Genomic DNA, 12,997 nt, shown 5'->3' on the forward strand with positions numbered 1-12,997 from the left:
TCCACGCCCGGTAGGTTGTCACCCGTGTCCCACACCCTCACGAGCAGCCGACGTGCCCTTGCCGAGCGCCTCCCAGAGCGCCTGCGCACCGGGTACTGGACCAGACTGGTCCCGCTGCTCGCCGTGCTGGCCACCCTGACCCACCTGCCGTCCTTCCTGCGCCCGGTGTGGAGCCCCGACGAGGGCTACCTCGCCACCCAGGCCCGGATGCTCGCCGACGGCGGCGTCCTCTACGACACCGTCGTCGACCGCAAACCCCCGCTGCTGCCCTGGCTCTACGAAGCCTGCTTCGCGCTCTTCGGATCCGCCTCGCTCTGGCCGCTGCGCACCCTCGCGATCGTCGCCCACCTGACCACCGCCATCCTGCTCGCCTCGCTCGCCCGCGGCCGCTGGGGCGACAAAGCCGGACGCTGCGCCGGCATCCTCTACCTCCTGCTCTCCATCGGGCTCTCACCCGAGGACACCCAGGCCGCGACCTTCGAAGTCTTCATGCTGCCCGCCATGGTGGCCGCCTTCCGCTACGCCGAACGCCGCCGCTGGCTGGCCGCCGGCATCGCGGTCGCGCTCTGCTCGCTCACCAAGCAGACCGGCGGCGCCGTCATGCTCCCCGTGCTGTGGATGCTCCTCCAGGACACCCGCCGCCGCGGCGTCCGCTGGCCCCCCGCACTCGCCAAGATCGGCTTCGGATTCGCGCTGCCGATAGCGCTGGTCGCCGTCATCCTCACCAAACCCAAGGGCTTCCTGTTCTGGGTCGTCACCGGCTCCGGCGACTACGCCGGCCTCGGCTCCAACTGGCCCCAGATGATCGGCCGCGCACTCGGCAACTCCGCCATCCTGATGAGCGCCGGCCTGGCCTTCCTACTGCCCTTCGCGCACCGCCTGTGGCTGCGCCACCGCCGACGACCCGTCCCCGCCCGCGGACCCGAGCACGGCTCCACCGTCGACCTGTGGATGTGGCTGGCCTCCTCGGTGATCGCCGTCTCCGTCGGCTTCCACTTCTTCGGCCACTACTACCTCCAGCTGATGCCCCCGCTGGTCCTGCTCGGCGTCGGCGCCGTCGCCACCTCCGCGATCTCCTGGCGGCCCGTCCTGATCTACTCCGCCCTCGCCAGCAGCTTCTTCTGCGGCCTCGCCGTCCTGTGGCCCGGCCAGCGCCTCACCCAGACCACCGAGGTCGCCACCGCCATCGCCGCCCAGACCACCCCCAAGGACACCGTCCTGATCTGGGGCATGCACCCCGAGCTCTACTGGCTCGCCGACCGACGCCCCGTCACCCGCTACCTCACCGCCGGCTTCCTCACCAACTTCAGCGGCGGCAAGGGCGGCGACAAGGTCGGCGAACAGTACTCCGTCGCCGAGGCCTGGCAGACCTTCGACGACGAGATCTCCACCAACGGCTTCCCCGAGGTCGTCGTCGACGACTCCGGCACCTCCCCCTACCAGCCCGACATGGTGCCGCGCATCGCCACCCTGCTCGACACCCACTACGAGGTCGTCGGCGTCACCGGGGACACCGTCATCTACCGCCTGAAGAAGGGCTAGTCGTGGGGTACGCCCTCGAAGCGGTCGTCGCGGCCGAACCCCTGCTGCGCGCCGCCACCGCCGACCTCCCCGACGCCCACGTCGTCCCGCTCGCCCAGGGCCTCGCCCTGCTGCCGATGACCGACGACCTGCACGACGCGGTGATGGACGGCACCCCCGCCCACCCCGGCTTCCGGAAGCTCCCCGGCGGCTTCCACCACACCCTCGCCACCTGGTCCGCCACCGGCCCGGTCGCGTACGTCGAGGCCGACATCTGGGGCGGCACCGGAGACCAGTCCGTCGCCGTCTGGACCCGCGGCGCCCTCACCCTCGGCCCCCTCACCGCACCGACCGACAGCCCGATCTCCCTCGCCCTCCGCCACCTCGGCGCCCACGCCGACGGCCACCACGACGAGTTCGACGCCCTCGGCCTCGGCCGCCACCGCCGCACCGAGGCCTGGCTCAAGGACGCCTGACCCCCGCCGCGAACCCCGCCACCGCCGCCACCAGCCCCTCCGGCCGGAACGCCGGATGCGGCGGCTCCGGACACCCCGGCAACTCCACCGCCCCCGGGATCAGCCCCAGCAGCCCGCCCACCGTCCGCCGCTGGTGCACCAGCCCCTCCGGCACCGACGGCAGCACCCCCACCGGCAGGACTGGGTCGGCCCGGACCAAGGTAGCCCCGTGGCACGACAACGGGCGGGCAGCCCTCCCCCGAGGGGGAGTGCTGCCCGCCCGTTGACGGAACGCTTTGTCAGGCGGGGACCGAAGCCAGGCCGGGGGCCAGGAACTTCTTGCCGTTGACGCGCTCGGAGACGCCCTCGCGGTCGAGGTACGGGGTGATGCCGCCGAGGTGGAAGGGCCAGCCGGCGCCGGTGATCATGCACAGGTCGATGTCCTGCGCCTCGCCGACGACGCCCTCGTCGAGCATCAGGCCGATCTCCTGGGCGACGGCTTCCAGGGCGCGGGCGCGGACCTGGTCCTCCGTCAGGACGGAGTCGCCGAAGGTGAGGAGGGCGAGGACCTCGGGGTCGAGGACCTGGGCGCCGTCCTGCCAGATGTAGAAGCCGCGCTTGCCGGCCTTGACGACCTTGCCGAGGTTCTCGGAGACGGTGAACCGCTCCGGGAACGCGCCGTGCAGCGTCTCGGAGACGTGCAGGGCGATGGCCGGGCCGACCAGTTCGAGCAGCGCGATCGGGGACATCGGCAGGCCGAGCGGCTTCACCGCGGCCTCGACGGTCTCGAACGAGGTGCCCTCGTCGATGATGTTCTGGATCTCGCCCATGAAGCGGGTCAGGATGCGGTTGACCACGAACGCGGGGGCGTCCTTGGTGAGCACCGCGGTCTTCTTCAGCTTCTTGGCGACCCCGAACGCGGTGGCCAGCGAGGCGTCGTCGGTCTTCTCGGCCCGGACGATCTCCAGCAGTGGGAGGATCGCGACCGGGTTGAAGAAGTGGAAGCCGACCACGCGCTCCGGGTGCTGGAGCTTGGAGGCCATCTCGGTGACCGACAGCGAGGAGGTGTTGGTGGCCAGGATGGTGGTCGGCGAGACCACCGCCTCCAGCTCCGCGAACACCTTCTGCTTGACGCCCATCTCCTCGAACACGGCCTCGATGACGAAGTCCGCGTCGCCGAACGCGACGGCCTTGTCGAGGTGGCCGGAGACCAGGCCCTTGAGCTTGTTGGCCTTGTCGCCGCCGATGCGGCCCTTCGCCAGCAGCTTGTCGATCTCGCCGTGGACGTAGCCCACGCCCTTGTCGATGCGCTCCTGGTCGATGTCGGTGAGTACCACCGGCACCTCCAGGCGGCGCGCGAACAGCAGCGCCAGCTGGGAGGCCATCAGACCGGCGCCGACCACGCCGACCTTGGTGACCGGGCGGGCCAGCGACTTGTCCGGCGCGCCGAACGGCTTCTTCGCGCGGCGCTGCACCAGGTTGAAGGCGTACAGGCCGGAGCGCAGCTCACCGCTCATGATCAGGTCGGCCAGCGCGGCGTCCTCGGCGTCGAAGCCGGCCTGCAGGTCGCCGTCCTTGACCTGCTGGATGATGTCGAGCGCCTTGTACGCGGCCGGAGCGGCCCCGTGCACCTTGGCGTCGGCGACCCAGCGGCCCCACAGCACGGCGTCGTCCCACGCCTTGCCGCGGTCGAACTCCTCGCGCTCGACGACCACGTCGCCCTTGAGGACGCGCGCGGCCCACAGCAGCGACTGCTCCAGGAAGTCGGCCGGCTCGAAGATCGCGTCCGCGATGCCGAGCTCGAACACCTCCTTGCCCTTGAGCTGCTTGTTCTGGGCCATCGAGTTCTCGACGATGACCTTGACGGCCTTGGCCGGGCCGATCAGGTTCGGCAGCAGGGTGCAGCCGCCCCAGCCGGGCACCAGGCCGAGGAACACCTCGGGCAGCGAGAACGCCGGGACGCCCGCGCTGACGGTGCGGTAGGAGCAGTGCAGGCCGACCTCGACGCCGCCGCCCATCGCCGCGCCGTTGTAGAACGCGAAGGACGGGACGGGCAGCGCGGCGATCCGCTTGAAGACGTCGTGGCCGCCCTTGCCGATGGCCAGCGCGTCCGCGTGCTCCTTGAGCACCTCGACGCCCTTGAGGTCGGCGCCGACCGCGAAGATGAACGGCTTGCCGGTGATCGCGACGGCGACCACCTTGCCCTCGGCGGCCTCGGCCTCGACCTGGTCCAGCGCCTCGGACAGCTTCGCCAGCGAGCCCGGGCCGAAGGTGGTCGGCTTGGTGTGGTCGAAGCCGTTGTCCAGGGTGATCAGCGCCAGCTTGCCGGCCTGCAGCGGCAGGTCCAGGTGGCGCACGTGCGCGGTGGTGACGACCTCGCCGGGGAACAGCTCGGCGGCGCGCTGCAGCATCTCAGTGGTGCTCATGGTCACTTACCACCCTCGAAGTGCGGGTTCTCCCAGATGACGGTTCCGCCCATGCCGAAGCCGATGCACATGGTGGTCAGGCCGTAGCGGACGTCCGGGCGCTGCTCGAAGCGGCGGGCCAGCTGCGTCATCAGACGCACACCGGAGGAGGCCAGCGGGTGGCCGAACGCGATCGCGCCGCCGTACGGGTTGACCCGCTCGTCGTCGTCCGCGATGCCGTAGTGGTCCAGGAACGCCAGCACCTGGACGGCGAACGCCTCGTTGACCTCGAACGCGCCGATGTCCTCGATGGTCAGACCGGCCTTGGCCAGCGCCTTCTCGGTCGCCGGGACGGGGCCGATGCCCATCACCTCGGGCTCGACGCCCGCGAACGCGTAGCTCACCAGGCGCATCTTGACCGGCAGGCCCAGCTCGCGGGCCACGTCCTCGGCGGCCAGCAGCGAGGCGGTCGCGCCGTCGTTCAGGCCCGCCGCGTTGCCCGCGGTGATGTTGCCGTGCGGACGGAACGGGGTCTTCAGGCCGGCCAGCGACTCCATGGTGGTGCCCGGGCGCATCGGCTCGTCCGTGGTCGCCAGGCCCCAACCGGTCTCGCCGACCTCGGGGTTGGTGTTGCGGATCGCGATCGGCACCAGGTCCGGCTGGATGTCGCCGTTGGCGTACGCCTTCGCCGCCTTCTCCTGCGAGCGCACCGCGTACGCGTCGCAGCGCTCCTTGGTGAGGTGCGGGAAGCGGTCGTGCAGGTTCTCCGCCGTCATACCCATGAACAGGGCGGACTCGTCGACCAGCTTCTCCGAGACGAACCGCGGGTTCGGGTCCACGCCCTCGCCCATCGGGTGCCGGCCCATGTGCTCCACGCCGCCGGCCACGACCACGTCGTAGGCGCCGAACGCGATGCCGCCTGCGGTGGTGGTGACGGCCGTCATCGCACCCGCGCACATCCGGTCGATCGAGTAGCCCGGAACGGACTTCGGCAGACCCGAGAGCAGCGCGGCGGTGCGGCCGATGGTCAGACCCTGGTCACCGATCTGAGTGGTCGCCGCGACGGCGACCTCGTCGATCCGCTCGACCGGCAGGTTCGGGTTGCGACGCACGAGCTCGCGGATGCACTTGACGACCAGGTCGTCCGCCCGCGTCTCGTGGTACATGCCCTTCGGGCCGGCCTTGCCGAACGGGGTGCGGACGCCGTCGACGAAGACGACGTCCCTCGCGGTACGAGGCACGGGGGCTCTCCTCCCAAGGGGACATGGCTGGGCGAGCGCGCGAACCAGCGGCGCTGCTACGCGACCAATCTACCCACGAGTAACAACGGTGGGCAAGGAGATGAAAGAGTGAGCGAGACCGCACCGCGAGCGGGCACGAAACGCGAGCGGGCGTGAACCCAAGGCGCGAAAACTGTGCGCGCCCGCCTGCGTTGCTACTCGCTCGCCGTCTTGAACGCCTCCGCCAGCACCGGCGCCACCAGCTCCGTCTGCCAGGCGCGGGCCCCCAGGGCCCGCAGTGCGTCGGCGATCGACGTCGCGTCCGGTCGGGTCGGCGGCTCCCAGGAGACGCGGCGGACCAGGTCGGGGGTGATCAGGTTCTCCGCGGGGAGGTGGTGCTGCTCCGCAAGCGCGGCGACGGCAGCCCTCGCGCCGGTGAGGCGGGCCGCCGCGACCGGGTCCTTCTCGGCCCAGGCGCGCGGCGGCGGCGGCCCGTCGTGCGGGGCCGTCGCGGAGGGCAGCGCGTTCTCCGGGATCGCGCGGGCACGTTCGATCGCACCCAGCCACTGTTCGAGCTGGCGCCGGTTGACCCGGGGCCCGAAGCCCTGGACGGCGATCAGCGCGGGCGCGTTCAGCGGCATGGCGAGGGCCGCGTTGACGATCGCGCTGTCGGCCAGCACCCGGCCGGGGGAGACGTCGCGTTCGCGGGCGATCCGGTCGCGGGTCAGCCAGAGCTCGCGGACGACGGCGAGCTGGCGGCGGCGGCGGACCTTGTGCAGCTGGGAGGTGCGCCGCCAGGGGTCCACCCGGGGGGCGGGGCGGGGCGCGGCGGCGAGGGCGGCGAACTCCTGGTGGGCCCAGTCGAGCTTGCCCTGCCGGTCGAGTTCGGTCTCCAGTGCGTCGCGCAGGTCGACCAGCACCTCGACGTCGAGCGCGGCGTAGCGCAGCCAGGGCTCGGGCAGCGGGCGGGTGGACCAGTCGACCGCGGAGTGCTCCTTGGCGAGCGAGAGGCCGAGGACGTTCTCGGTCATCGGGCCGAGGCCGACCCGGGGGAAGCCGGCGAGCCGGCCGGCGAGTTCGGTGTCGAACAGCACGCCGGGGTGCATGCCGACGTCGAACAGGCAGGGCAGGTCCTGGGTGGCGGCGTGCACGACCCACTCGGTGTCGTGGATGGCCTCGTCCAGCGCGGACAGGTCGGGGCAGGCGATCGGGTCGATCAGCGCGGTGCCCGCGCCCTTGCGGCGCAGCTGGATCAGGTAGGCGCGCTGGCCGTAGCGGTAACCGGAGGCGCGTTCGGCATCGACGGCGACGGGGCCGGTGCCGGTGCGGAAGGCCGCGATGACGGCGGCGAGTGCCGCTGGGTCCGACACCACCGGTGGGAGTCCGTCCCGGGGTTCGAGGAGCGGAACCGGGGCGATCTCTTCTGGGATGGAGGCTACGGCGTCGGTCACCCCCCAAGGGTACGTCGTGTCCCGCTGCCGGGAGTGTTGTCCGACTGGTCGGACCATGTTCGGACCTCGGCCGCTCGTAACCGGCGGGCCGGAACGGGCAGGCGGTGGCGAGGTGACGGGCCGTCGGGGGACGTCACGGAAACGGCCCGGAGGAAACGTTCCTCCGGGCCGCCACCAGGGACGATGCGGATCAGTGGATGATTCCGGTCCGCAGCGCCACGGCGACCATTCCGGCCCGGTCGCCGGTGCCGAGCTTGCGGGCGATGCGGGCCAGGTGGCTCTTCACGGTGAGCGCGGACAGGCCCATCGCGACGCCGATCGCCTTGTTCGACTGGCCTTCGGCGACCAGCCGCAGCACCTCGACCTCGCGGCCGGACAGCTCGCGGTAGGCGGAGGGCTGTGCGCCGGGCGCACCGGGAGCGCCGGGGGCGGCGCCGGGCTGGCCGGGCGCACCGTGCATGCCGGGGTGGTGGCCGGGGATCCCGGGGCGGCGCATCCGGCCGGCCAGGCCGGCGCCGATCGGGAGTCCGGGGCGGCCGGGCATCGGCATGCTGGTGCGGGTGCCGGTGACCACGTAGCCCTTGACGCCGCCGGCCAGTGCCGAGCGGACCGCGCCGATGTCGTCGGCGGCGGACAGTGCCAGGCCGTTGGGCCAGCCCGCGGCGCGGGTCTCGGCGAGGACGGTCAGGCCGGAGCCGTCGGGGAGGTGGACATCGGCGATGCAGATGTCGCGCGGGTTGGAGATCCGGGGCCGGGCCTCGGCGATCGAGGAGACCTCGATGACGTCACGGACGCCGAGCGCCCATAGGTGCCGGGTCACCGTGTTCCGGACCCGGGGATCAGCGATGACCACCATGGCGGTGGGCTTCGTCGGACGGTAGGCGACCACGTTTGCGGGGTGCTCAAGAAGGACCGACACCTGGGGCCTCCTGCGGGGAGTGGCGGACGGAACCCCGAGGGGGCGGTCGGAGTGTTCCGCGTCTGGAAAGGGTCACTGACACCTTCGGCAACAACCGTGACCGGCTTTAGCAAGTGATCACGATCTGGTGAGTAACAATACGGACAAATCGCGCGGGCGAGCGGTACGACGTGCCCGGAAATCGCACGGATTCGATCGATTTCGGCCGCCCGGTGATCACGAACGGTCGGGTAACCGACCGGGAGCGTCCACGAAGTCGCACTCCGTCAGCCCTGCGGGTGGTCGCCGGACCGGGACGTGCGACTGTCCCCCCGGGGTGTCTACGGCGCGGGCGGTGCGGACACCCGTGCGAGCCCGGGCGCGACGGCGGCGCCGGGCCGGACGGCGGTCAGTGCGGGTTGCGCGGCCGGCGGCGGGCCGGCATCGGCACCACGCCGCCGAGCCCGCCGGAGTCGGCGGCCGGCGCCGGGGTGGACGGGGCGGGCGGCAGCCCGGCGCACACGCACAGCAGCTCGGCCCAGGCGGCCAGGTGCCGGTCGAAGCGGCGGTCGGCGGGCGTCCAGGACGCGCGCAGCTCGATCTCGGTGGAGGCGCCGCGCTCGGCCAGCGCCCCGAAGTACTGCGAGTGGCATCTGGTCACGGTGCCGCTCGGCTCTTCGAACCCGGCGCCGTGCGCCTGGAGGGCGTCCAGCAGCCAGCTCCAGCCGACCTCGGACAGCAAGGGGTCACCGGCCATCTCCGGTTCCAGCTCGGCCCGGGTCATGGTGACCACCCGGAAGTCGCCGTTCCAGGCCTCCGGTGAGGCGGGGTCGTGCAGCAGCACCAGGGTGCCGTCGGCCAGTTCCTCGCCGTCCACCTCGACCGAGGCGGACAGCGCGAAGGTGTACGGGGCCAGCCGGCGGGGGGCGGGCTGCGGGGACAGCCGTACCTCGGGACGCAGTCGCGCCCCGGTCAGCGCCTCGACCGCCTCGCGGAACTCGATCGGCACCGACTCCCTGCCCGTTCCTCCACCCTGTGCGGATTGCCCGCCGACCGCTGCCATGTCCGGAAGCCTAGGTGGCGCGGGCCCGCAATCCGAGCACTTTCGTTCCTCCGGCGTGCCGAAATTCCGGAAATCGGCCAGGCCGGGACCACTGTCCGCACCACCGGTGTCCGAGGTGTCCGTTTTGCCTGGTGGACGGCCGGGACGGGACCGCCCGCGTGCGAGGATGTGGGACGTGAGTGAGACCCCCGCAGCCCAGTCCGGTCAGCGGCCCCGCGGCGCCGCGTACGACTCCGTCTTCCTGCGCGCCGCACGCAACGAGCCGGTGCCGTACACCCCCGTGTGGTTCATGCGGCAGGCCGGCCGCTCGCTGCCCGAGTACCTGAAGGTGCGCGAGGGCATTTCGATGCTCGACTCCTGCATGCGGCCCGAGCTGGTCAAGGAGATCACCTTGCAGCCGGTGCGCCGGCACAAGGTGGACGCCGCGATCTTCTTCTCCGACATCGTGGTGCCGCTCAAGGCGGTCGGCATCGACGTGGAGATCAAGGGCGGCGTCGGCCCGGTGATCGCCGACCCGATCCGCACCAAGGAAGACCTGCAGCGGCTGCGCCCGCTGGAGCCGGACGACATGCCGTACATCACCGAGGCGGTCGGCCTGCTGGTCGCCGAGCTCGGCGCCACCCCGCTGATCGGCTTCGCCGGCGCCCCGTTCACGCTGGCCAGCTACCTGGTCGAGGGCGGCCCGTCGAAGTCGTACGAGAACACCAAGGCGATGATGTACGGCGAGCCCGAGCTGTGGGCGGAGCTGGTCGATCGGCTCGCGGTGATCACCTCGGCGTTCCTGAAGATCCAGATCGAGGCGGGCGCCTCGGCGATCCAGCTGTTCGACTCCTGGGCGGGCGCGCTCGCCCCCGACGAGTACCGCCGCTCGGTGATGCCCGCCAGCGCCAAGGTGTTCGACGCGGTCGCGCCGTACGGGGTGCCGCGGATCCACTTCGGCGTCAACACCGGCGAGCTGCTCGGCCTGATGGGCCAGGCCGGTGCGGACATCGTCGGCGTCGACTGGCGGGTCCCGCTGGACGAGGCCGCCAACCGGGTCGGCCCCGGTAAGGGCCTGCAGGGCAACCTCGACCCGGCCGTGCTGTACGCCCCCACGCACGTCGTGGAGACCAAGGCCCGCGAGGTGCTGCACGCCGCCCAGGCGCTCGGCGGCAGCCACCACATCTTCAACCTCGGCCACGGCGTCATGCCGACCATGGACCCGGACGCGCTGACCCGCCTGGTCGCCTTCGTGCACGAGGCCAGCGCTCGCTGACTCCGGCCGCGCTCGCCGCCGCCGAGGAACACCAGGACCGCCAAGGCCCGGCGGTGAGTGCCCCTCGGCGGGCGGCAGGCCGAGCTTCAGCAGGATGGTGCCGATGTGCTTGCCACCGCCGCCTCCGACACCGGCGGCGGCGGTGCTGTGTGGTGATTGCGTGCCGCTGTGTTGAGCGGTCAGGCCTCGGTGTCGGGCGTCGGGGGATGCTGTGGGGGTGCGGGCAGGTTCTTCGACGCGGTGGGGGCCGCCCGGCGGGGGCGGGTGCGGTAGTGGCGGCGGAGGAGCCAGGCGGCGGGGGCCAGGATCAGCAGGAACGGGGCGCCGGCGGCCAGGGCGACGAGGAGACCGTGCAGCAGGGTGAGCAGGGCGTGCCAGCCGCCGGTGAGGGCCTTGCCGACGGAGGCCCAGAAGCCGTCCTTGTGCTTGGGCACGGCGCCGGTGGGGCGCTGGGCGTCCGTCAGCAGGTCCAGGGTCACGGTGGACAGCGACGTTCGGGAGGCGAGCTCCTGCTGCTGGCGTTCCAGTGCCTCCAGGTCGGACTCGCGGCGGGTCAACTCGCTTTCCAGGGAAACCACTTCGGAGAGCGTCTTGGCCTCGGCCAGCAGGGCGCGGACCCGGTCCACGCTGGCCCGCATCGACTTGACCCGGCTGTCCACGTCGGCGATCCGGTCGGTCAGGTCGTCGGCCTGGCTGGTCAGGGCGAGCCGCTGGCCCAGCCCGCCGAGCGCGTCCACGGTCTTCTGGTAGGACTCCGACGGCACCTTCAGCGTCAGCGTCGCCTCGGCGCCGTCGCCCGCGCCGCGCCGGTTTTCGCCCGCCACGTAGCCGCCGGCCTGTCCGACCAGGTCCACGGCCTTGTCCCGGGCCGCCTCCAGGGTGTTCACCCGGACGGTCATCCGGGCCTGGTAGGCGATCTGACGGCTCATCGGCTGCCCGTTCGCCCCGGTGGACGGGGCCGCCGAGCCGCCCGCCCCGGCTGCGGCGTCCGCCGCCCTGCCGCCCTCGGCCACCGCCGGCGCGGCTGCGTGGTCCGCCGCCTTGGCCCCGGACGACGAACCGCTTCCGCTCGCGCTGCATCCGGCCAGCAGCAGCACCGCCGCCAGGACGCCGGCCGCCCCCGCGCCGCGCACCCGTACTCCCATGTGTCCGTCCCCTCCCCGGGTAGCGGGCGGGCCGCTCGCCCGCCCCGTCGGCACTGTGACGCGCGGGCCCGCGAACCGGACCCGCACCGGCGGTACCGGAATGATCACGCTGCGGCGTCACTGCGGTCTCGGCGCCGTGTGCGGGCCGGTTCGGGATTCGGGATAAGGGCTGGAAGACTTCGAGGCATGGCGAAACCTCACGTCGTGGTGATCGGTGGCGGCGTCGCGGGCCTGGCCGCGGCCGCCTTCCTCAGTAGCCGACCGGTGCGGGTCACCGTGCTGGAGGCATCCGACCGCTTCGGCGGCAAACTGCTCGGCGGGGAGGTCGGCGGCGTCGGGGTCGATCTCGGCGCGGAGTCGATGCTGGCCCGCCGCCCCGAAGCCGTCGAGCTGGCCCGGCAGGTCGGTCTCGGCGAGCAACTGGAACCGCCCACCACCGCCAAGGCGTCGATCTGGACCCGCGAGGGCCTGCGCCCGATGCCCGGTGGTCAACTGATGGGCGTGCCCGGCGACCTGGACGCGCTCAAGGCCTCCGGCGTGCTCACCACCGAGGGGTTGGAGCGGGCCGCGCACGAGCAGCCCGCCGAGATCGGCGACGACGCCCCGATCGGCACGTACATCGCCGCCCGGCTCGGCCGCGAGGTCGTCGACCGCCTGGTCGAACCGCTGCTCGGCGGCGTGTACGCCGGGCACGCCGACGAGATCTCGATCCGCGCCGCCGTCCCGCAGCTGCTGCCGCTCGCCCGGCGCGACGGCTCGCTGACCGAGGCCGTCCGCGAGCTCACCGGCCGCGCCACCGCCACCGGCCCGGTCTTCCAGGGCCTGCGCGGCGGCCTCGGCACCTTCCCCGGAGCCATCGCCGCGTACGATCGCGAACACGGCGCCGAACTGCTCACCGGCCACCCCGTCGAGGCGCTGCGCCGCACCCCCGACGGCTGGCAGGTCACCACCGCCGGACGCCAACTGCACGCCGACGCCGTGGTGCTGGCCGTCCCCGCCCCGCACGCCGCCGCGCTGCTCGCCGCCGACGCGCCCGCCGCCTCGGCCGAGCTCCGGCAGGTCGAGTACGCCTCGATGGCGCTGGTCACGCTGGCCTTCCGGCGGGCCGACCTGGCCGAAAGCCCGCTCACCGGCAGCGGCTTCCTGGTGCCGCCGGTGGACCGCCGCAACATCAAGGCGTCCACCTTCTCCAGCAACAAGTGGGGCTGGCTGGAGCGCTCCGCGCCCGACACCTTCCTGCTGCGCACCTCGTTCGGCCGGCACCGCGAGGACGCCGCGCTCCAGCTGGACGACGCCGAGCTGGTCGCCCGCTCGCTGGCCGACCTGCACGCCGCCGTCGGCCTGGACGCCACCCCCTACGACCACGCCGTCACCCGCTGGACCGACGGCCTCCCGCAGTACCCGGTCGGCCACCTCGACCGGGTCGAGCGGATCCGCACCCAGCTGGACGCGCTCGGCGCGATCACCGTCTGCGGCGCCGCCTACGACGGCGTCGGCATCCCCGCCGTCGTCGCGAGCGCCCGCCGGGCCGCCGACGCCGTCCACCCCGCCACCTGAACCATCCCGCACAGAAGGGACAATGGG

At 72.7% G+C, this 12,997-nt stretch carries 10 protein-coding genes; 4 read left to right on the top strand and 6 right to left on the bottom strand.

All coding sequences use genetic code 11. The features are described from left to right. Positions 1–24: 24 nt before the first annotated feature. The gene (locus ACZ6R9_RS22275) at positions 25–1,542 is read left to right on the top strand and encodes a glycosyltransferase family 39 protein (RefSeq protein WP_465539850.1); all 1,518 of its coding nucleotides are present in this window, start codon (positions 25–27) and stop codon (positions 1,540–1,542) included. A gap of 2 nt (positions 1,543–1,544) precedes the next feature. After that, the gene (locus ACZ6R9_RS22280) at positions 1,545–1,997 is read left to right on the top strand and encodes a hypothetical protein (protein ID WP_465539852.1); all 453 of its coding nucleotides are present in this window, start codon (positions 1,545–1,547) and stop codon (positions 1,995–1,997) included. A 278-nt stretch (positions 1,998–2,275) separates the two neighbouring features. Here the strand turns inward: ACZ6R9_RS22280 and ACZ6R9_RS22285 are convergent, their stop codons facing one another. The 5 genes from ACZ6R9_RS22285 to ACZ6R9_RS22305 form a co-directional block, all read right to left on the bottom strand. Next, complete coding sequence (locus ACZ6R9_RS22285; protein ID WP_465539854.1) at positions 2,276–4,402, bottom strand: 3-hydroxyacyl-CoA dehydrogenase NAD-binding domain-containing protein; 2,127 nt, start codon at positions 4,400–4,402, stop codon at positions 2,276–2,278. Positions 4,403–4,404: 2 nt separating this feature from the next. Then, complete coding sequence (locus ACZ6R9_RS22290; protein WP_380485526.1) at positions 4,405–5,622, bottom strand: thiolase family protein; 1,218 nt, start codon at positions 5,620–5,622, stop codon at positions 4,405–4,407. Between the two features lie 194 nt (positions 5,623–5,816). Continuing rightward, positions 5,817–7,052: an HRDC domain-containing protein gene (locus ACZ6R9_RS22295; protein ID WP_380485524.1), complete on the bottom strand. Its 1,236-nt coding sequence runs from the start codon at positions 7,050–7,052 to the stop codon at positions 5,817–5,819. 190 nt (positions 7,053–7,242) lie between these two features. Beyond that, complete coding sequence (locus tag ACZ6R9_RS22300) at positions 7,243–7,971, bottom strand: LuxR C-terminal-related transcriptional regulator (protein ID WP_465539856.1); 729 nt, start codon at positions 7,969–7,971, stop codon at positions 7,243–7,245. A 388-nt stretch (positions 7,972–8,359) separates the two neighbouring features. Beyond that, positions 8,360–9,013: a DUF3000 domain-containing protein gene (locus ACZ6R9_RS22305; protein ID WP_380485520.1), complete on the bottom strand. Its 654-nt coding sequence runs from the start codon at positions 9,011–9,013 to the stop codon at positions 8,360–8,362. 166 nt (positions 9,014–9,179) lie between these two features. On the opposite strand from ACZ6R9_RS22305, the gene hemE reads away from it, so the two are divergent. Beyond that, positions 9,180–10,268 (top strand): uroporphyrinogen decarboxylase, encoded by a 1,089-nt coding sequence (gene hemE / locus ACZ6R9_RS22310; RefSeq protein ID WP_380485518.1) that lies wholly within the window; start codon positions 9,180–9,182, stop codon positions 10,266–10,268. Between the two features lie 179 nt (positions 10,269–10,447). Here the strand turns inward: hemE and ACZ6R9_RS22315 are convergent, their stop codons facing one another. Next, entirely contained in the window at positions 10,448–11,413 is a 966-nt protein-coding gene (locus ACZ6R9_RS22315; protein ID WP_465539859.1) for a DUF4349 domain-containing protein, read from the bottom strand. Positions 11,414–11,599: 186 nt separating this feature from the next. On the opposite strand from ACZ6R9_RS22315, the gene hemG reads away from it, so the two are divergent. Next, a complete protein-coding gene (gene hemG / locus ACZ6R9_RS22320; protein WP_465539861.1) occupies positions 11,600–12,970 on the top strand; it encodes a protoporphyrinogen oxidase in 1,371 nt (456 codons plus the stop codon). Positions 12,971–12,997 lie beyond the last annotated feature (27 nt).

It is taken from the genome of Kitasatospora sp. NPDC048662, from assembly GCF_055587065.1.